17 protein-coding genes are annotated in these 20,222 nt (G+C 60.5%); 12 read left to right on the top strand and 5 right to left on the bottom strand.

Features of this window, described 5'->3' with window-relative positions; translation table 11 throughout:
- The first annotated feature begins 210 nt into the window (after positions 1 to 210).
- The 9 genes from AF70_RS28435 to AF70_RS28395 all read left to right on the top strand — a co-directional run bounded on the left by AF70_RS28435 (position 211) and on the right by AF70_RS28395 (position 9,580).
- A complete protein-coding gene (locus AF70_RS28435; protein WP_007939630.1) occupies positions 211 to 828 on the top strand; it encodes an NUDIX domain-containing protein in 618 nt (205 codons plus the stop codon).
- Positions 819 to 1,271: a DUF1249 domain-containing protein gene (locus AF70_RS28430; protein ID WP_007939629.1), complete on the top strand. Its 453-nt coding sequence runs from the start codon at positions 819 to 821 to the stop codon at positions 1,269 to 1,271. Before AF70_RS28435 ends, AF70_RS28430 begins: the two co-directional genes overlap by 10 nt.
- A gap of 111 nt (positions 1,272 to 1,382) precedes the next feature.
- Complete coding sequence (gene cpdA, locus AF70_RS28425) at positions 1,383 to 2,198, top strand: 3',5'-cyclic-AMP phosphodiesterase (protein WP_028940172.1); 816 nt, start codon at positions 1,383 to 1,385, stop codon at positions 2,196 to 2,198.
- Between the two features lie 151 nt (positions 2,199 to 2,349).
- Entirely contained in the window at positions 2,350 to 2,958 is a 609-nt protein-coding gene (locus AF70_RS28420) for a YqiA/YcfP family alpha/beta fold hydrolase (RefSeq protein ID WP_018928525.1), read from the top strand.
- A 42-nt stretch (positions 2,959 to 3,000) separates the two neighbouring features.
- Positions 3,001 to 4,908 (top strand): DNA topoisomerase IV subunit B, encoded by a 1,908-nt coding sequence (gene parE, locus AF70_RS28415; RefSeq protein WP_019582186.1) that lies wholly within the window; start codon positions 3,001 to 3,003, stop codon positions 4,906 to 4,908.
- Entirely contained in the window at positions 4,908 to 5,897 is a 990-nt protein-coding gene (locus AF70_RS28410; RefSeq protein ID WP_028940171.1) for an esterase-like activity of phytase family protein, read from the top strand. Before parE ends, AF70_RS28410 begins: the two co-directional genes overlap by 1 nt.
- Entirely contained in the window at positions 5,894 to 6,415 is a 522-nt protein-coding gene (locus AF70_RS28405; protein WP_018928522.1) for a TIGR02281 family clan AA aspartic protease, read from the top strand. The genes AF70_RS28410 and AF70_RS28405 overlap by 4 nt, the downstream gene beginning before the upstream one ends.
- 10 nt (positions 6,416 to 6,425) lie before the next feature.
- Positions 6,426 to 8,690, top strand: coding sequence for a DNA topoisomerase IV subunit A (gene parC / locus AF70_RS28400; protein WP_019582188.1), 2,265 nt, complete (start codon positions 6,426 to 6,428; stop codon positions 8,688 to 8,690).
- 176 nt (positions 8,691 to 8,866) lie between these two features.
- On the top strand, positions 8,867 to 9,580 hold the full coding sequence (locus AF70_RS28395) for a membrane integrity-associated transporter subunit PqiC (RefSeq protein ID WP_019582189.1): 714 nt from the start codon (positions 8,867 to 8,869) through the stop codon (positions 9,578 to 9,580).
- A gap of 286 nt (positions 9,581 to 9,866) precedes the next feature.
- Here AF70_RS28395 and AF70_RS28390 read toward each other — a convergent pair whose 3' ends face one another.
- On the bottom strand, positions 9,867 to 11,396 hold the full coding sequence (locus AF70_RS28390) for an AhpA/YtjB family protein (protein WP_028940170.1): 1,530 nt from the start codon (positions 11,394 to 11,396) through the stop codon (positions 9,867 to 9,869).
- A 134-nt stretch (positions 11,397 to 11,530) separates the two neighbouring features.
- Here AF70_RS28390 and serB point away from each other — a divergent pair, with 134 nt between their 5' ends.
- Positions 11,531 to 12,745 (top strand): phosphoserine phosphatase SerB, encoded by a 1,215-nt coding sequence (serB, locus tag AF70_RS28385; protein ID WP_007939616.1) that lies wholly within the window; start codon positions 11,531 to 11,533, stop codon positions 12,743 to 12,745.
- A 69-nt stretch (positions 12,746 to 12,814) separates the two neighbouring features.
- Here serB and AF70_RS28380 read toward each other — a convergent pair whose 3' ends face one another.
- The 4 genes from AF70_RS28380 to AF70_RS28365 form a co-directional block, all read right to left on the bottom strand.
- Positions 12,815 to 14,596: a hypothetical protein gene (locus AF70_RS28380; protein WP_028940169.1), complete on the bottom strand. Its 1,782-nt coding sequence runs from the start codon at positions 14,594 to 14,596 to the stop codon at positions 12,815 to 12,817.
- 135 nt (positions 14,597 to 14,731) lie between these two features.
- Complete coding sequence (asd, locus tag AF70_RS28375; protein ID WP_007939614.1) at positions 14,732 to 15,592, bottom strand: archaetidylserine decarboxylase; 861 nt, start codon at positions 15,590 to 15,592, stop codon at positions 14,732 to 14,734.
- An 18-nt stretch (positions 15,593 to 15,610) separates the two neighbouring features.
- Complete coding sequence (locus tag AF70_RS28370) at positions 15,611 to 16,426, bottom strand: rhodanese-like domain-containing protein (protein WP_028940168.1); 816 nt, start codon at positions 16,424 to 16,426, stop codon at positions 15,611 to 15,613.
- A 96-nt stretch (positions 16,427 to 16,522) separates the two neighbouring features.
- Positions 16,523 to 18,055: an HDOD domain-containing protein gene (locus AF70_RS28365; RefSeq protein WP_019582193.1), complete on the bottom strand. Its 1,533-nt coding sequence runs from the start codon at positions 18,053 to 18,055 to the stop codon at positions 16,523 to 16,525.
- A gap of 166 nt (positions 18,056 to 18,221) precedes the next feature.
- Between AF70_RS28365 and motA the strand changes: the two genes are divergently transcribed.
- Together motA and motB are read left to right on the top strand one after the other, a co-directional pair.
- Positions 18,222 to 19,073: a flagellar motor stator protein MotA gene (gene motA / locus AF70_RS28360; protein WP_018928515.1), complete on the top strand. Its 852-nt coding sequence runs from the start codon at positions 18,222 to 18,224 to the stop codon at positions 19,071 to 19,073.
- A gap of 3 nt (positions 19,074 to 19,076) precedes the next feature.
- Positions 19,077 to 20,123, top strand: coding sequence for a flagellar motor protein MotB (gene motB, locus AF70_RS28355; protein WP_019582194.1), 1,047 nt, complete (start codon positions 19,077 to 19,079; stop codon positions 20,121 to 20,123).
- The last annotated feature ends 99 nt before the right edge of the window (positions 20,124 to 20,222 follow it).

Raw genomic sequence — 20,222 nt, 5'->3', positions numbered from 1 at the left:
GGGGAAGGCGAAAAGTTACCCGCTTCGACTCTCAACGAGGCAGTCAGTTCGCCACTAAGCTAATTAGAGTTGGTTTCGCCCTCACCGTCTATCCCGCTGACTGTAAAGGGGCTGCATCAAACATCGCGGGCGCGTTAGGATGGCGCGAAGTCGAGGTTGCAAGTAACCAAAAGGAGCCTCGTAACGGATTTGCAGTAAACGAGGATTGTCATGACTGATTTTGCCAACGCCATTCCGACCGCCGTTGATATCGTTCGGCGTGAAAAGTGCTACGAGGGCTTCTACAAGCTCGACCGCGTGCACTTGCGCCACGAATTGTTCGACGGCGGCATGAGTCGCGAGATCAATCGTGAAGTGTTCTTGCGCCACGATGCGGTGTGTGTGCTGCCTTATGATCCACAGCGCGACGAAGTGGTGCTGATCGAGCAGTTTCGCGTCGGCGCCATGGGCAAGACCGACAATCCGTGGCTGATCGAACTGGTCGCCGGTCTGATCGACAAGGATGAAATACCGGAAGAAGTTGCTCACCGCGAAGCGCAGGAGGAAGCTGGACTTGTATTCGGGGCGCTCTGGCCGATGACCAAATATTTTCCATCGCCGGGTGGCAGTAACGAGTTTGTGCATTTGTATCTGGGGCGTTGTGACAGTGCCGGGGTTGGCGGCCTGCATGGGCTGGAGGAAGAGGCAGAAGATATTCGCGTCACGGTCTGGGCTTTCGAAGATGCCCTGCAAGCCGTGCGTGACGGACGTATTGCCAACGCGGCGAGCATCATTGCCTTGCAATGGCTGGCTTTGAACCGCGTGGAAGTGAGGGGGTTATGGTCGTAAACAAGCTGCGCGATCGCTATCGGGTTGATCTGGTGGGGCTGCAAGCTTCCTGCGAGGCCAACTACGCGCGCCTGATGCGACTGTTGCCGGACATGCGCAACGATCCGGCGGCCCGGCGCATTGCCGTGACCCAGGGTGACCAGATGCTTGGCGTGCTGGCCCTGGAAGTGCTGCAAGCCTGTCCATACACCACCACCCTGCAAGTGCGTCAGGAACACAGCCTGCCCTGGTTGCCGGTGCCGCAACTGGAAGTGCAGGTGTATCACGACGCGCGCATGGCTGAAGTTATCAGTGCCGAACATGCACGACGCTTTCGCGGCATCTATCCTTACCCGAACGCCGCGATGCATCAGCCGGACGAAAAGGCTCAACTCAATCTGTTCCTGGGGGAATGGCTGAGTCATTGCCTGGCTTGCGGACACGAGTACGCCGTTGTGCGCTAAGAGTGCTGTGTAGTTGTGAACTGCTTCCGGTTCGCAGGTTTCCTCTTTTGATCGTCCCCCAGCATAATTGCGGCACTTTCCAATCCCGTGATCACGCCCTGGGAGAACGCCTTGCCGAGCGTATCCACTTTGACCACCGCCGATCCGGCGTTGCTGGTGCAACTCTCCGACAGTCATCTGTTTGCCGAGGCGGACACGACGTTGCTGGGCATGAATACCCGCGACAGCCTGCAACAGGTGATTGAGCTGGTATTGAAGCAGCAACCGCAGATCGATCTGATGATTGCCACTGGCGATCTATCCCAGGACGGGACGCTGGAGTCGTACCAGCTGTTTCGCGACCTGACCCGGCAGATCGATGCCCCGGCGCGCTGGATTCCCGGTAATCACGACGAGCCGCGGATCATGGCCGAGGCGGCGGTGCAGAGTGCATTGTTGAAACCGGTGGTGGACATCGGCAACTGGCGGGTGACGTTGCTCGATTCGGCGGTGCCGGGTTCCGTGCCGGGGTATTTACAGGATGAGCAGTTGCAATTGCTCGTGCGCTCGTTGAGCGAGGCGCCGCAGCGGCATCATCTGGTGTGTTTCCATCATCATCCGGTGTCGATCGGGTGTGCGTGGATGGAGCCCATTGGATTGCGCAATCCAGAGGCGTTGTTCGCGGTGCTGGATCGATTTCCGCAGGTGCGTGCGGTGCTTTGGGGGCATGTTCATCAGGAGATTGATCAAGAGCGCAACGGTGTTCGCCTGATCGCATCGCCCTCGACCTGCATCCAGTTCGAGCCGGGCAGCGACGATTTCAAGGTGAGTGAGCAGGCGCCGGGGTATCGGTGGTTGCGGCTGTTGCCCGATGGTCAGCTTGAAACTGGCGTTGAGCGCGTGACCGGGTTCGATTTCCAGATTGATTACGGCTCCAACGGCTACTGATTTCTTTGTCATTTTCAAAGGCCGAGGCGTGGCCATCGCGAGCTTGCCCGCGATGGCATTCGCTCAGGCGACATGAATCCCACGCATGTCCCCGATTCCCCCCGAGTCCCTGTAAACTCCGCCTTCTTTACCCGACGCACAGGGAGCTCAAATGTCTGGTTCGATCCTTTATATCCATGGTTTTAACAGCGCGCCGGCGTCGAAAAAGGCCTGTCAGTTGATGAATGTGATGGAACGGCTGGGCTTGAGCGATCAGTTGCGTGTACCGGCCCTGCATCACCATCCCCGTGAGGCCATCGCTCAGCTGGAACAGGCGATTGTGGAGCTGGGGCGGCCACTGCTGGTCGGCAGCTCACTCGGCGGCTACTATGCGACTCACTTGGCCGAGCGCCATGGCTTGAAAGCCCTGTTGATCAACCCTGCCGTCAGCCCACACCGGATGTTCGACGGGTTTCTGGGGACGCAGAAAAACCTGTATACCGATGAGACCTGGGAAATGACCCACGACCACGTGACGGCCCTGGCCGAGCTGGAAGTGCCGGCGCCCCAGGATCCGCAGCGGTTTCAGGTATGGTTGCAAACTGGCGATGAAACACTGGACTATCGCCTCGCCCAGCAATATTACCGGGCCTGTGCCTTGCGCATTCAGGCCGGCGGCGACCATAGTTTCCAGGGTTTTGCCGCGCAACTGCCGGCAATATTGAGTTTTGCCGGCATCGGCGCAGATTTGTATCAGGCGATCGATTTCACAGCACTGTGATCATTGCCCCCTATTTTCACTGAACACTGACGACGAGACCCCATGGCCACTCCCAGCGCTAGCTCTTATAACGCAGACGCCATCGAAGTCCTCTCGGGCCTCGACCCGGTGCGCAAACGCCCCGGCATGTACACCGACACCAGTCGGCCGAACCACCTCGCCCAGGAAGTCATCGACAACAGCGTCGACGAAGCCTTGGCCGGGCATGCAACGTCGGTGCAGGTCATCCTGCACGCCGATCACTCCCTGGAAGTCAGCGATGACGGCCGTGGCATGCCGGTGGACATTCACCCGGAAGAGGGTGTTTCGGGCGTCGAGCTGATCCTCACCAAACTCCATGCGGGCGGCAAGTTTTCCAACAAGAACTACCAGTTCTCCGGCGGTTTGCACGGGGTGGGTATTTCCGTGGTCAACGCCTTGTCGACCGAAGTCCGGGTGCGTGTAAAACGCGACGGCAACGAATACCAGATGACCTTCGCCGACGGTTACAAGAAAACCGAGCTGGAAGTCATCGGCACCGTCGGCAAGCGCAATACCGGCACCAGCGTGTTCTTCGCACCGGACCCGAAGTATTTCGATTCACCGAAATTCTCCATCAGCCGCCTCAAGCATGTGCTCAAGGCCAAGGCCGTTCTGTGCCCAGGGTTGCTGGTCAGTTTTGAAGACAAGGCCACCGGCGAGAAAGTCGAATGGCATTACGAAGACGGCCTGCGCTCCTACCTGGTAGACGCGGTCAGCGAATTCGAACGCCTGCCTGACGAGCCGTTCTGCGGCAGCCTGGCCGGTAACAAGGAAGCCGTCGATTGGGCGTTGCTGTGGTTGCCCGAGGGCGGCGACAGCGTTCAGGAAAGCTACGTCAACCTGATCCCGACAGCCCAGGGCGGTACTCACGTCAACGGTCTGCGTCAGGGCTTGCTCGACGCCATGCGCGAGTTCTGCGAGTTCCGCAGCCTGTTGCCGCGTGGTGTGAAGCTGGCGCCGGAAGACGTCTGGGAGCGTATCGCTTTCGTCCTGTCGATGAAGATGCAGGAACCGCAATTCTCCGGCCAGACCAAGGAGCGCCTGTCCTCCCGTGAAGCGGCCGCCTTCGTTTCCGGTGTGGTCAAGGATGCTTTCAGCCTGTGGCTCAACGCCAACCCGGAAACCGGCATGTTGCTGGCTGAACTGGCGATCAACAACGCCGGTCGTCGTCTGAAGGCCAGCAAGAAGGTCGAGCGCAAACGCATTACCCAAGGGCCGGCATTGCCGGGCAAGCTCGCCGACTGCGCCGGGCAGGACCCGATGCGTTCCGAGCTGTTCCTGGTGGAAGGTGACTCCGCAGGCGGTTCGGCCAAGCAAGCGCGGGACAAAGAGTTTCAGGCGATCCTGCCATTGCGCGGCAAGATCCTGAACACCTGGGAAGTCGATGGCAGCGAAGTGCTGGCCAGCCAGGAAGTGCACAACATCGCCGTGGCGATTGGTGTCGATCCGGGCGCGGCGGACATGAGCCAGTTGCGTTACGGCAAGATCTGCATCCTCGCCGACGCCGACTCCGATGGTCTGCACATCGCAACCTTACTCTGCGCCTTGTTCGTCCAGCATTTCCGCCCGCTGGTGGATGCCGGTCACGTCTATGTCGCGATGCCGCCGCTGTACCGTATCGACCTGGGCAAAGAGATCTACTACGCCCTCGACGAGGCCGAGCGCGACGGCATCCTCGATCGCCTGGTGGCCGAGAAGAAACGTGGCAAGCCGCAGGTCACCCGATTCAAGGGGCTGGGTGAAATGAACCCGCCACAGTTGCGCGAAACCACCATGGACCCGAACACGCGGCGCCTGGTGCAACTGACGCTGGGTGAAGATTTCGCCGAAACCTCGGAAATGATGGATATGTTGCTGGCGAAAAAACGCGCGGGCGATCGCAAGACCTGGCTGGAATCCAAAGGCAACCTGGCCGAGGTTTTGGGCTGATGCGCTTTGGCTGGGCCCTGGCGTGTGCGTTGCTGCTGACTTCGGTGACGGTTTCTGCCGAGCCTGCGCTAGAGCTGCGCCTGTTGTCCGAACATGCCGTCGACGGCATGCGCGGCGGCAATCTGTCAGGGCTGGCCCAGTGTGGCAAGGAGCTGTGGACCGTTTCGGATCGCGACGATGATCAAATCTATCGCCTCGACACCCGCAACCCCACCTGGCAAGCCGAAACCGTGCACATTGACGTACCCCTGGTGCCCGACACCGGTTTGCCTTGGGGCTTGCGTGCGCGGACTTGGGCGGCATCGTTCGTGCGGGGCGGGGATCTGGATTTCGAAGGCATCACCTGTGACAGCGCGGGCAATCGTTACATCGTCAGCGAAGGCCACGCCGCGGTGTTGCAAGTACCGCCAACCGGGCCTGCGTCCTGGCTGAAAATCTCGCCGATGCTGGTTCGCGAAGCGCGGGCGAGCGGCATGTTGTTGCACTTCAATGCATTATTTGAAGGCTTGGCGATCAATCCGGCCGGTGACACGCTGTGGCTAGCCGCCGAACGTGAGCGCCGCGGTTTGTTGCTGATCAAGCGCCAGCAAACAGTGTGGGACTGCGACGGTAGCTGTGTGCTGCTGAGTGAAGGCGGGATGGAAATGCAGCCAGCGCAATTTCCCCACGCCAGAGCGCGCCCTCGGGATTTTGCTGATCTGTCATTGTTCGACGGCAAGCTGTTTACCCTTGAGCGCAACGCCTTTCAGATCTGCCGCCGTGATGCGGTGACGGCCAAGGTCGAGCGCTGCTGGTCGTTTGCCGCCGAGGCCTTGCAGGAAAATCGTCGTTATTCACAGCCCTTTGGGCTGGCGGAAGCGCTGATCATCGACGTCGACGGTGCCTGGATCGGTATCGACAACAACAACGGTGCACGTGCCGACGGCGAGGTGCGCCCGATTGTGTGGCGCTTTGCCGCGCCTGAAGGTGGCTGGAGTGCCAAGCCATGAGTCAGCAACCGCCGGGCAAACGCGCCGGTCGGGTGTTGATGGTGCTGGCCTGGGGCGCCGCGCTGTTTCTGGCGACGCGGTTCTTCGGTCAATGGGAGGAGCGTCAACAAAATCCCAACACCGTCGTCAGCTCTGAGCAGGGCCAGGGTTTTATCGAGGTGAAGCTGATCGGCAACAGCCAGGGGCATTTTGTCGCCACCGGCCAGATCAACGGCCAGCCCGTGGAGTTCATGCTCGATACCGGCGCAACCGATGTGTCGATCCCAGCCGAAATGGCTGAACGATTGAAGCTGGAAAAAGGCTTCGGGGTGACCCTGAGCACGGCCAATGGCTTGAGTGAGGGCTATCGAACCCGCCTCGACCGGCTGCAACTGGGCGCCATCGTGCTGCGTGACGTTCGCGCGCTGGTGGCGCCCGGTTTGCACGGCAATCAAGTGCTGCTCGGCATGAGCGCACTGAACAAACTTGAATTTACCCAGCGCGGTGGCACCATGCTGCTGCGCCAGACCACGAAATAATGAGGCCCGCATGAGCGACTCCCTTGATCTCAGCCTGGACGGTGTAGAACGCCGGTCACTGGCTGACTTCACCGAAAATGCCTACCTCAACTACTCCATGTACGTGATCATGGACCGTGCCTTGCCGCATATCGGCGACGGCCTGAAACCGGTTCAGCGACGCATCGTCTATGCGATGAGCGAGTTGGGGCTGGACGCCGATTCCAAGCACAAGAAGTCGGCGCGTACCGTCGGTGACGTGCTCGGTAAATTCCATCCTCACGGCGACTCGGCGTGCTATGAAGCCATGGTGCTGATGGCCCAGCCGTTCAGCTACCGCTACACGCTGGTCGACGGCCAGGGTAACTGGGGTGCGCCGGACGATCCCAAGTCCTTCGCGGCCATGCGATACACCGAAGCGCGGCTGTCGCGTTATTCCGAAGTGCTGCTCAGCGAACTGGGCCAGGGCACCGCGGACTGGGGCCCGAACTTCGACGGCACCCTGGAAGAACCTCTGGTGTTGCCGGCCCGTTTGCCGAACATTCTGCTCAACGGCACCACCGGTATCGCCGTGGGCATGGCCACCGACGTCCCGCCGCATAACCTGCGCGAAGTCGCGACCGCTTGCGTGCGCTTGCTGGATGAACCGAAAGCCACGGTCGAGGAGCTCTGTGAACACATTCAGGGCCCGGATTATCCGACCGAAGCGGAAATCATCACGCCGCGCGCCGACCTGCTGAAAATCTACGAAACCGGTCGCGGTTCGGTGCGCATGCGCGCTGTTTACCACGTCGAAGACGGCGACATCGTCGTGACGGCACTGCCGCACCAGGTCTCTGGCGCCAAAGTGCTGGAGCAGATTGCCGCGATGATGCAGGCCAAACCGTCGAAAGCCCCGCAGATCGCGGACTTGCGCGACGAGTCGGACCACGAGAACCCTTGCCGCATCGTGATTATTCCGGTCAACAGCCGGGTCGATCACGAAGCGCTGATGCAGCATCTGTTCGCGACCACCGAGCTGGAATCCAGCTATCGGGTCAACATCAACATCATTGGCCTCGACGGCAAGCCGCAGCTCAAGAACCTGCGCGCATTGCTGGTGGAATGGCTGGAATTCCGCGTGCGGACCGTGCGTCGACGCCTGCAATTCCGTTTGGACAAGGTCGAGCGTCGTCTGCACCTGTTGGACGGCTTGCTGATTGCCTACCTCAACCTGGACGAAGTGATCCACATCATCCGTACCGAGGAGCAGCCGAAGGCCAGCCTGATCGAGCGCTATGCCCTGAGCGAAATCCAGGCCGACTACATTCTCGACACCCGCTTGCGTCAGTTGGCGCGACTGGAAGAAATGAAGCTGCGTGCCGAGCAGGATGAACTGCTCAAGGAGCAGGCCAAGCTGCAAGCCCTGTTGGGCAGCGAAGCCAAGCTGAAGAAACTGGTACGCAGCGAGCTGATCAAGGACGCCGAAACCTATGGCGATGACCGTCGTTCGCCAATCGTCGAGCGCGCCGAAGCCAAGGCGATGACCGAGCACGATCTGCTGCCGAACGAGAAAGTAACGGTCGTATTGTCGGAAAAAGGCTGGGTTCGCTCTGCCAAAGGTCACGACATCGACGCCACCGGTCTTTCCTACAAGGCCGGGGATGGCTTCAAGACCTCGGCGGCCGGGCGCTCTAACCAGTTTGCGGTGTTTATCGACTCCACCGGCCGCAGTTATTCGGTTGCAACTCACACACTGCCGTCGGCCCGTGGCCAGGGCGAACCGCTGACCGGCCGTCTGACGCCGCCACCAGGGGCGAGCTTCGAATGCGTGCTGATGCCTGAAGATGATGCGCTGTACGTGATTGCGTCCGACGCCGGTTACGGTTTCGTGGTCAAGGGCGAAGACCTGCAAGCCAAGAACAAGGCGGGCAAGGCCCTGTTGAGCCTGCCGAACAACGCCAAGGTCATCCTGCCGCGTCCGGTGGCCGACCGTGAACACAACTGGCTGGCCTCAGTGACCACCGAGGGTCGCCTGCTGATCTTCAAAATCAGCGATCTGCCACAATTAGGTAAAGGTAAAGGGAATAAGATCATCGGGATTCCCGGTGAGCGTGTTGCCAGTCGCGAAGAATATGTCACGGACATCGCTGTTTTGCCGGAGGGCGCCACTTTGGTGCTGCAGGCCGGCAAACGTACCTTGTCACTGAAGGCGGACGACCTCGAACACTACAAAGGTGAGCGTGGGCGTCGCGGTAATAAGCTGCCACGCGGTTTTCAGAGAGTGGATGCGCTGTTCGTCGAAAACCTCAATTAAGCGTCCTAGAGCGCTCGATCTACGATTTAACGCGTAGATCGACGCTTTGGCGCTGGAGTCGGAACGCATATTCACGGATGATATGGCCTTTCAAGCGCCGGCGTGGCCGAGCGTTCTTCATATTTTTTGAGTATTTTCACTGTGGTGAGCCTTGTGGCAGCCACCTGGATGGGACGATGACTGCTCTGCGCCTTCCTTTTATTTTGATGCTCGCTGGCGTTCTTGGCCTGGCGGGTTGCAGCGTGCACCAGCCGGTGTCGCTGTATCAACTGGACAGCGGAAGTCCGGCTCAGCCTGCGCAAAGCGCGGGCATGGCGGTATTGTTGGGCCCGGTAACGGTTGCTGATTACCTGCAACGTGAAACCTTGTTGCAGCGTCAGCCGGATGGCAGCCTTCAAGCATCGGCCGACGGTCGTTGGGCGGGCAGCCTGTCGTCGGACATCGATCAGCTGTTGCTGCGTCAGGTCGCAGGTCATCTGGACAGCCAGCGCGTTGTCCTGGCACCTGCGACAGTGGGCTTCACGCCGGATGTTCAGGTTCTGCTGACCATCACCCGTCTGGACTCGGGTGTGTCGCAACCGGCGATCCTGGACGCGCAATGGCGCCTGATCGATCGTCGTGGTCAGGTGCGTGATAACCGTATCATTCATCTGCAAGAGCAGCACTCCGGCGGCACGGCGTCTCAGGTTCAGGCCCAGGGTGTGTTGCTGCAGCGTCTGGCCGAGCAACTGTCCACAGCGCTCAAGCCACTGGCCAACCAGCCACCGATCGCTGAAGCACCGCGCAAACCGGCTGCCAAACCGGCAGCACCGGCAGCAGAGCCGGAGAAACAGCCAAAGATCCCGATGGCCTCGCCGATTCGTACGGATATGGAAGTGTTCAGGTTCTGAGCCTGGATTGAGTCCAGAACAAAGCCCGCCTTGTGCGGGCTTTGTTGTTTTTGCGGGTTGGTCGTAGCAGCTGCGGAGCCTGCGAGGCTGCGTTCGAGGAAGAAGTCCTCGCAGACCTTGTTGGCGCGTTTTGCCTGACCGTGCCCATCGCCTGATTTTACGACTGCTGTGCAGCCGAACGCAGCCTCGCAGGCTCGGCAGCTGCTACAAGAGTTAAGGGACAACAAAAAGCCCGCAGACGATCACTCATCTGCGGGCTTCTCTATAGCAGGCACAAGGTTACGGGTTATGCCCGGCGTTCGTGCATCCGCGCCAGTTGCCGCTCCAGCATCGATGGATAAGGCTCCATCAGGCGTTCTACGCAGCACGCACCCTCAGGGCTTGCAATCGGGCGGATCCGCGCACGCTGGCGAATCAGCGCGTCGTCGCTGATCTTGCGCTCCACCAGCAGCAGGTTGCGGCTGTGTTGCGACAGGGCCAGGGCATCCTGAGCGGTTTCGGTCAGTAGCAGGTCGATCTGGCTCAAGCCGAACAGTTCGTCGCCCAAGGTCAGGCCCAACTGCAATTGCAGGGTGATGCCGCTGTCGGCGACTTCGATCTGCAACTGATGACCCAGGGCGCGCAGCAACTCACCGCAGCAGATGGCGTTGGTCAGGTAGTCATCGCCGCTGTCTTCGGTATGGAACAGCATCAGCGTGCTGCCATCGTTCAGGGTGTGCAGTTCGCTCTGGTAGAGCGACGCCGCCTGATCGAGGCAATCGCGGTAGCGTTTGAGCAGCTCTTCCAGACGTGCGCGGGGCAGGCGACGGAGTTGATCCTGTGCGCCCAGTTGCACCGCCAATACCGCGCTGTGTTGAGGCACGTTCGATACCTGCGGCTTTGCGACGGATTTCGGCGCACTGTCTGTCGAATCGTCACGCAGATCGGCAAACGGGTCTTCGTCGTCCTCGTCGTCTTCGACCGTGCTGACAATGCGCCGCGGAGCAGGCTTGAGACCTGCCACCGGTCGGCTTTCATCGAAGCTAGGATCACGCAGGTTGCGTACTTCGAAGGCCGGATCGGTCTCTTCGTCGTCATCGCTGTCGTCGAACTCGGGCTCCGGAACGGGCTCGGGTTCGGCCGGCTCCGGCGCGAAATTGGCGTGCAGCTGGCGAGCGAGATCGCCGACTTCATCCTGACGCTCGGTGGCCGGGGTGTATTCGTCGATATTGCGCAGCCACACCCGCAACTGCAGCAGCGGCGTGGAGATATTGCGGCCCAGGCGCAGGCTCAAGGCCAGGGACAGCGCCAGCAGAATCGCGCTCAGAATGCCCATGCTTTGCAGGCTGATGGTCATCGGCTGCTGGAACTGATCCATGTCCAGGCTGATGCGCAGTTGCCCGGCGGTCACGTCCTGGAAGGTGATCTTGCTCTGGTACATGCCTTCGGCTTCGCCCAGCAGGCCGTGCTTGGGACGCTGACCGGCTTCGGCGAGGATGCGGTTATCCACGCTGTAGATGGCAGCGTGGGCCACCAGCTTGTTCTTGGTCAGGTTGTTGAGCAGCACATTCAGGCTGAGGATGTCGTTGGACACCAACAGCTCCGTGGCCGACGTAGCCGTCTGGGTAGTCAGGCTTTCGCCCAGGGCATCCGCCTGCTCGTGCATGGCCTGCTTGAACTGCAAACCCATCACACAGGCATAGATCACCAGGGCCAGAGCGACCAGGATCACGTTATGGCTGGCAATGCGTAATGCGATCGGTACACGGCGATGACGCAGTGCCCGGAAGATCAGCAGAAAGAAGTTATCGGTTTTTACTGGCGTGGGCCGGTTCACTTGAGCTCGGCTCTTTGTCCGTGAAGTTGACGCGCAGTATAGCGACAGGCCCTAGGCCGTCAAAGCGCTCGCGGTGCCCGATGGTCACTGAAAATGGGTAGAATGCGGTTTTTTTCCACCTGCGGGGGTGCGCCTTGCGCGAAATCGTCCTGATAAACATCACGGGAGTCGACCGTCCGGGTCTGACTGCGGCCATAACCGGCGTTCTGGCCCAGGGTGGTGTGAACATTCTCGACATCGGTCAGGCGGTGATCCACGACACCCTGTCGTTCGGCATCCTGGTTGAAATTCCTGACACCGAGCAAGGCAACTCGGTGCTCAAAGACATCCTGTTCAAAGGCTATGAGCTTGAGCAACAAGTGCGTTTCACGCCGGTGTCCGAAGAGGATTACCAGCAGTGGGTCGGCAACCAGGGCAAGAAACGCCACATCGTCACCCTGTTGACCCGCAAAGTGACCGCCGAGCAATTGCAGCGTGTGAGTTCGATCACCGCCAAATACGGTCTGAACATCGACCATATCGACCGTCTGTCCGGGCGCATGCCGCTGGACACCCCGGCCGACAAGGGTAAGGGCTGCATCGAATTTTCCGTACGTGGCGAAGCGGCTGACCCGCAAGCGCTGCGGGCTGAATTCCTCAGCGTCGCGCAAGAGCTGAACGTCGACATCGCCTTCCAGGAAGATTCGCTGTTCCGCCGTAACCGTCGCCTGGCGGTGTTCGACATGGACTCGACGCTGATTGAAGCCGAGGTCATCGACGAACTGGCCAAGGCCGCCGGCGTTGGCGACCAGGTGTCCGCGATCACTGAGCGAGCGATGGCCGGCGAGCTGGACTTCCGCGCCAGCTTCAAGGAGCGCCTGGCCTTGCTGCAAGGGCTGGACGTCAGCGTGCTGGACTCCATCGGTGCTTCCCTGCGCCTGACCGAGGGCGCCGAAACCCTGTTCGCGGAACTCAAGCGTCTGGGCTACAAGACCGCGATTCTGTCGGGCGGCTTCACCTACTTCGCCAAGCAGCTGCAGGCCAAGCTGGGCATCGACTATGTGTTCGCCAACGAACTGGAAGTGGTCGATGGCAAAGTCACCGGCGTGGCGGTCGAACCGATTGTCGATGCGCAACGCAAGGCGGATTTGCTGCGTGAACTGGCGCATAAAGAAGGTTTGCGTCTGGAGCAGACGATTGCCGTCGGTGACGGTGCCAACGACCTGCCGATGCTGGCGATTGCCGGGCTGGGCGTAGCGTTCCGCGCCAAACCATTGGTCAAGCAATCGGCGAAGCAGGCAATTTCCACCCTTGGGCTGGATGGCGTGCTGTATCTGCTGGGCTTCCGGGATCGCGACGGGCAGCTCTGAGTTTTCGACCGTCCGGGCGAGCCCTATCGCGAGCCTGCTCGCGATAGGGGCACCCTCTGGGACTCGCCGTTATAGCGACTTCCACAACGAATCGAACTCTTGCGCTACCCCGACCACGCCGCCTTCCGCGGCGTTTTCGTTTCTGGCTACTTCCAGCGAACGGTAGGCAAACTGATTGAAGCTGTTGGTGCCCGTCATCCGTCTCTCCAGCTCGGCCGGGCGTTCCTGGCCATTGGTGTTGATCAACACCTTATTACCTTCCTGGAACGGCAGGCGCGGCGTGAGCAGGGTGGCCGGCAGGTCGATGGCGCTGATAGCGGGCAGTAACAGCCCGCGCAAGTACTGGCTGTGTTCGTCGCCGGAGCGAATCAGTTGCAGGCCGCAGGGTTCGGCGTAAGGCGCAACGTGTTCGATACCCATCTGCGTGCCGCCGCCCCGTACCTGGCGGATCCAGCGCACCACGGCAACGCTCCAGCCTTGACCGGCCGTATCCTCGATACCGACCATTTCGCCAGCCTGCAGTTCGGCAGGCACTGCGCCGGGCCAGGCCAGGCAATAACCGCCAGGGCTGTGATTGATCACCGGTAGCGCGTAGGTCGGGAAATGCTGTTGGCCGGACGCCTCGTGGTTGTCATGTTTCTGAAGGTGTGGATATTCGATCTCTTCGTAGGGCAGCAGCGTGTCTGCCGTGCCATGGGGGGCGGCGTCGAAGGCCTGTTTCCATTGGTCCTTGGCGCGTCCTGCCGGCTCGGCTGCCGAGAACTGCGCGGGGCGGGCGCCGGGTTTTTTCAGGATGTCGTTGAACGGGCGTTTGCCACCGAGATAAAAGTGCAGGGCGCTCATGCCCACGCACAGGGTCAACGTGCCGTGGCCGACGGTGCGCTGGAAACCACGCTCGGAGGCCTGGCCCCAGGCGGCATGCAGGTGTTGGAGCGTATCCAGATTCAGCCCCGTCGGAACCGGCAGCGGCGATGCCTTGTCGGCCGATTGTTGCAGATGGATTTCGATGGCAGCGACCAAGGGCTGCGGGTCGATCCCCAACAAGCGCTCCTGTTGTTCGGCAGGGAATTTGACGCGATAACGCGGGCCGCTGTCGAGGTCTGGGGCGACGGCAAACAGCCCGTTGTCCGAGGGTTGCAGCTTGATCCATTGGCTCCAGGGTTCCAGCACTTCGGCGAGCCGGGCTATCTGGTTCTGGCGCAGTTGATTGCAGCGTGAAGCACCCAGCAGGAGGGCGACGACGTAGGTCTGCTCGATACTCAGGCTTTGCGTCTGGCTGGCCAGTTCATCGCGCACGCTCTGATGTTGCAGCTGAAGTTCGCAGCCGATCCGGTACAGCTGATGCAGTTCCAGCCACAGCCCTTCGGGCGCTGGGCAATAGAGCTCAGTGGCGCGGATCAACGTACCGTTCAAGCAATGGACGGCACGTTGCAATGCCAGGGTCAGCAGCGGTGCACGGTCTTTACTGAAACGCGGTGCAATGCGGACGACGATCTGCTTGTAGCCGATCGCCAAGTGGCTCTGCAGCGCCTGGCAAAGGTTGGCAATCTTGCGCGAGCGCTCGTCGAGCACAATGGCCTGGTGCAGAAAATGCCGCTCCAGGAGCTTGCAGACGTAATACACCTCGGGCCGCAGCAATTCGAGCAATTGCAGGCGATTGTCGCTGGGTGTGAGCAGTTGGTTGAGTTCATTCAAGCCTTGGTACAACAGGCGAGCGGTTTCACCGATGTTGGCTTTGGGCAGGTTGGCGATCCAGCGCTTGAGGTCGCGTGGCGTGGCTTCGCAGAAAGACAGGCGCGACTGCGTCGGGATCGGTGCGCGTAGCAGCAGGGCAGGATTGGTCTCATTCATGCCGTGGACAAACTCCGACCGGGAAATGGGCAACGAATGACTTTGACTGTAGCAGCTATGAACGCTGGAGGAGGGGGCGCAACGGGAGGAAATGTCCGATCCCACGAAAGGCGTTCGTGGGATCGGATCGAGGGATCAGGCGGTTGGCAGGCCGATGCCCTGGCCCATCTGCACTGGCGAAAGGGCGCCCAGCCCTTCAGCCCATTTCACTTGATCCGGTCCGAACAGCACGACCGCCGTAGAACCGAGCTTGAAACGACCCAGTTCCGCACCTTTTTCCAAGTGAATCGGCGCACGGGCCGCTTCATCGTAGCGGAAGGTTTTCAGCTCGCGTTTTGGCGGTGTGACCAAGCCAGCCCAAACGGTTTCGATCGACGCCACGATCATCGCACCCACCAACACCACGGCCATCGGGCCGCGCTCGGTGTCGAAAATGCACGCTACACGCTCGTTGCGGGCGAACAGTTCCGGAACGTTTTCAGCGGTGGTCTGGTTGACCGAGAAGATGCGGCCGGGGATGTAGACCATTTCGCGCAGAGTGCCGGCCAGCGGCATGTGCACACGGTGGTAGTCTTTCGGCGACAGATAAATGGTGGCGAAATCGCCGCCCATGAAGGGCGCTGCGTTGGCCGCGTCGCCACCCAGCAGTTCCAGCACGCTGAAGCTGTGGCCCTTGGCCTGGAAAACGCGACCGTGTTCGATCGGGCCGAGCTGGCTGACCGCACCGTCAGCCGGGCTGAGGATCGCGCCTGGAGTTTGATCCAGCGGGCGAGCACCGTCCTTCAAGGCGCGGGTAAAGAACGCATTGAAGTGCTCGTAAGCCGTCAGGTCTTCGACCAGCGCCTGGGACATGTCCACTTGATAACGCTTGGCGAACCAGGCGGTAAAGGCGTTCTTGAACCAGCGCACGCGGCATTCGGCAATGCAGCCGGCCAGTCGCGAGAGCAAGTGATGGGGCAGCAGGTATTGGCTGAGGATAAACAAACGCTTATTCATTAACTGTCCTTGAAAAACTTAAATCTCTACGGGCGTGTCAGGGTGGTTGCCCCATTCGCCCCAGGAGCCGGCGTAGCCTTTGACCCGCGGATAACCGAGCGCCTTGGCCACCAGATAGGTGAAGCCAGAGCGATGGTGTGTCTGGCAGTGGGTAATGACTTCTTTGTCTTTGGTAATGCCGAGTTGTTCCAGGATTTTCGGCATGTCGGTGCGGATACGCAGGTTGCGCGCCTGATCCATGCCGGCGGTCCATTCGAAATTGACCGCGCCGGGGATGTGCCCGCCCTTGGCCGCCAACACTTTCTCGCCGGAGTATTCCTGCGGGCCACGTGCGTCCCAGATCGCCAGGTCAGCGGCGCCGAGGCGGCTTTGCAGGTATTCGCGGGTGGCGACAGGTTCGTCGTGCAGGGTCAGGGCGACCGGGCCGCCGACTGCCGGCGGGATCTGGATCGACATGGGCAAACCTTCTGCCAGCCAGGCCGGCAGGCCGCCGTCGACATAGTGACACTTGCTGTGGCCGATGACATCCAGCAGCCAGATAAAACGCCCGGCCCAACCGCCGCCTTCATCGTCATAGACGACATAGACCGCATCAGGGTTGTGCCCCAGTTCGCCGAACAATGCTTCAAGCGCGGCGTGGGTTGGCAACAGGCCAGGCGCAGGTGCCTGCCCCAGCTGAGTGCGTTTTGGATCGACAAAGCGTGCACCGGGGATATGCCCTTCGGCATAGCGGGCGCTGCTGGTCAGGTCCACCAGAATCAGTTCGCGGGAGTCGAGACGCGGGAGCAGGTCGCTCGGTTCGATCACCAGCGCCAAGCCAGAGAAGTCAGACATGTGAGGTCTCCAGAGCACAAAGGGGAGGATTGTAGCGCAGCGTCATGAGGGCCTGTTATCAGTTATTTTGGGGCAGGAAATAACTGATAACAGGCCCTATCGGTGGCTAAAGCTGTGCAGGGCCTTTTCGATGCATTGAGCGGTTTTGCCGAACGCTTGCACGGTGATTTCCGAGAACGGTCCGCCGCCCTGATCCGCTACCACGATCATGATCACCCGGCCGTTGTTGACCAGTGAGCGCAGCAGCAGGTGTTCGCCACTGAATTGGTTACGCAAGCTGGCTGGCAGCAGGGCCGAGAATTGTGCGTTGTTGGCCGGCGTCAGGCGCACCTGGGCCTGTTGCGCGAGCAGGCGTTGCAGCACGGTGCTCTGGCTGACCACCAGGTTCAGGCCGGCCACTTCCTTGGGTAGCCCGGCGGTCTGGTGCACACGCAAATTGGCGTGCGTGCGATCGGCCATCAGAATCATCACCCGGCGCATGCCACACGCCACCAGAGCGTCCCGGGCCGATGTGGTCAAGTGCATGGCATTGGTAAAGCGGCTCGGCTCCACCAGCAATTCGGCGCATTGCTTGCGCCACTTCGCCAGGTCTTCGGCGGTCGGCGCCGGTGCGGGCAACAAACCGGCATGCACGCGGTGCGCGCCCGGTGGCCAGATCAGCGATTCGGCCGGGTGCCAGAGGTCTGGCATGGCGTGTTGGCGAGCGCTGTTGGCTGCCTGCTGGTGCAATTGTTGTTGCACCTCATCCATCGGCATTTGCAGGTAAAGGCTGGTCAGGTACTGCCAGCGCTCGCAATGGGGGCTGTCCCAGGCCTGTTGTGCCGCCAGCGCCAGACCGTTGGCCAGCAGCACGGTATTGGCGGGCTGATTGAGCCAGCGGCGCAACGTCGGGTCGTCATCCAGGCGGTTCTGTTGGCGCAATGGGTGGTCGCTGTCACGTGCGATGCGCAGGACTTTCACCAGCTCACGTTGCTCGCTGCGCAGCAGCCGATAACCTTGCTGCACCCAGATCGGCAGGCGCCAGACGTCCACCAGCGCCAGACAGATTTCCAGCAGGCGCACACCGAACAATTGCTTTTCGACTTTGCGTGCCGACTCGCCTTTATGGATAACCCGCAACTCCCACTCTTCAAGCAACTGCGGATGGGTCAGCGCCATGGGCCAGAGTGGCGAGAGAAACAGCAGGCTGCCCCAGTGGATGTCCTGCCACAGTCGCGCCAGGCGACTGGCAAAAAAACCGTTGGCCTGTTGAGTGGCGTGCTGGCTGATCAGTTGAAGCTGGCGCAGGGCGACGGGGATTTGCAATTGGGGTTCGGCGGGCAGGCGGTCGAGCAGTTCTTCGGTGCGTTTCAAACCGAGGCGATTGATCGCCACCTCAAGGTTTTCAGCAGGCTCGGTCATGCTGCCATGGGTGTGACGGTTGGCTTCGCGAATCACGCTCAACGCCAGGGCCGGGCTTTCCTGCATCAGTTCAGCGATGTCACGTAGCGAGCTGCGGTTATCGCGGATGGCTTTGCAGACCCGGTCGTGGCTGGTTTGCGGAACCGGCAGGCGTACGCCATCGAGAAGCTTGACCCAGCTTTCAAGCGTAGTTGGTTTTGGCGTTGGGACGTTCGTTTCGTTAGCCATGTCTGGACGCGATCATCGTCTGCTTTACCTATGCCCTGAACGGGTCAAATTAGCTTTTCGCCTTAACTGGCTATAGTCTGGCGCAGTTTTGCCGATAAGTAGAAGAAGAGATTTTTTAACTTCCGAATATGACCTTGAACCCGACTCAGTAAGTGCTCTCCTACCTATGGCTAAAATTATCGGCATCATCGTCGTATTCGCGAGCGTGCTCGGCGGATACGTGCTTTCCCACGGCAAGATTGCCGCTCTCATCCAGCCTTTCGAGGTGATGATTATCGGCGGCGCGGCCCTTGGCGCCTTCCTGCAGGCCAACCCCGGCCACATGACAATGCACGTGCTCAAGAAGTCCTTGGGCATGTTCAGTTCGCGTTTCAACCACACCTTCTACCTGGAAGTGCTGGGGCTGATTTACGAGATCCTCAACAAGAGCCGTCGCGAAGGCATGATGGCGATCGAAGGCGACATCGAAGATGCCGCCGCGAGCCCGATCTTCGCCAAGTACCCGGCGGTGCTCAAAGACGAACGCATGACCGCGTTCATCTGCGATTACCTGCGCATCATGTCCTCCGGCAACATGGCTCCCCATGAGCTGGAAGGCCTGTTCGACATGGAACTCTACAGCCTCAAGGAAGACCTTGAGCACCCGTCCCACGCGGTGAACGGCATCGCCGACGCCATGCCCGGTTTCGGTATCGTCGCGGCGGTATTGGGGATCGTGGTGACCATGGCATCCCTGGGCGAAGGCGACCAGAAGTCCATCGGTCTGCACGTGGGGGCGGCACTGGTCGGTACCTTCTTCGGTATTCTCGCGGCCTACGGTTTCTTTGGCCCGCTGGCCCACTCCCTGGCTCACGATGCCAAGGAAGAACTGAACACCTACGAAGCCATCAAGGCTTCGCTGGTGGCTTCGGCTTCCGGGATGCCGCCGTCGCTGGCGGTGGAGTTCGGTCGCAAGGTTCTGTACCCGGCGCACCGTCCTAGCTTCGCTGAGCTGGAACAAGCGGTTCGCGGTCGTTAAGTCATGGAAAATAACCAGCCGATAATCATCAAGCGCGTCAAGCGCATCGCCGGAGGGCATCACGGGGGCGCCTGGAAAATCGCCTTCGCGGACTTCGCGACGGCGATGATGGCGTTCTTCCTGGTGTTGTGGCTGCTGTCCACCGCGACGCCTGAACAGAAGATCGCCATCGCCGGTTACTTCAAGGACCCGGTCGGGTTTTCCGAAAGCGGTACGCCGTACATCATCGACCTGGGCGGCACACCGACTCTGGCGCCGGAGAACACCCTCAACCCGGAGGTGAAATCTCAGCCGCAGCCAGACAAGGTGACCATCGACGCCGAGCAGGTTGAAGGCATGGCCGAGCAGGTCGAGAAGGAACGCCTGGAGTTGTTGCTGCAAGAGTTGCAGAACAAGGTCAATGAAAACCCGCAATTGCAGAAATTCAAGGACCAGATCCTCTTCGAGATCACCCAGGACGGTCTGCGCATCCAGATCATGGACGCTGAAAACCGCCCGATGTTCGACTCCGGCAGTGCGCGTCTGAAGCCATACTTCGAAGACATTCTGCTGGCCATGGCCGACACCATCAAAGCGGTGCCGAACAAAATCAGCATCAGCGGCCACACCGATGCCAAGCCGTACTCGGGCACCGGCGATTTCGGCAACTGGGAACTCTCGGCCAACCGCGCCAACGCGGCTCGTCGTGCATTGGTCGCCGGCAGCTACCCAGATTCACAGGTGGCACGCGTCGTGGGTTATGCCTCATCGGCACTGTTCGATCGGGAGAACCCGTTCAACCCGGTCAACCGCCGGATCGACATCGTGGTGCTCACCAAGAAAGCCCAGCGCGCCATCGAAGGCGAACAAGGTGCCGAACCGGCGCCAGCGCCGACGCAAGGGCAGGGTGGTCCGGGCGAAGTGCCGGCGCCGCCAGCCGATCCGAACGCATTGCCGGCGGATAAAGAGCCGCTGCCGGCACACGAACTTCGTGAGCGTTTGAATCTGTTTGATAATCCGGCGCCGAAGCCGGGTGATCCGGTCAAACCTGCTGTACCGCCCAAGCAATAACCTGCAAAAAAGCCACCATGAGTGGCTTTTTTGTTTCTGGCTGCGTCACTGCAGCGTCGCAATGACTCGACTCACTGCAAGTTTGTTTTCGGAATCATG

Origin of the sequence: Pseudomonas sp. KD5 (assembly GCF_012932895.1) — a bacterium.
Classification (GTDB): domain Bacteria; phylum Pseudomonadota; class Gammaproteobacteria; order Pseudomonadales; family Pseudomonadaceae; genus Aquipseudomonas.
The sequence above is the reverse complement of the archived record's forward strand: the minus strand, read 5'-3'. Positions and strand labels throughout refer to the sequence as shown.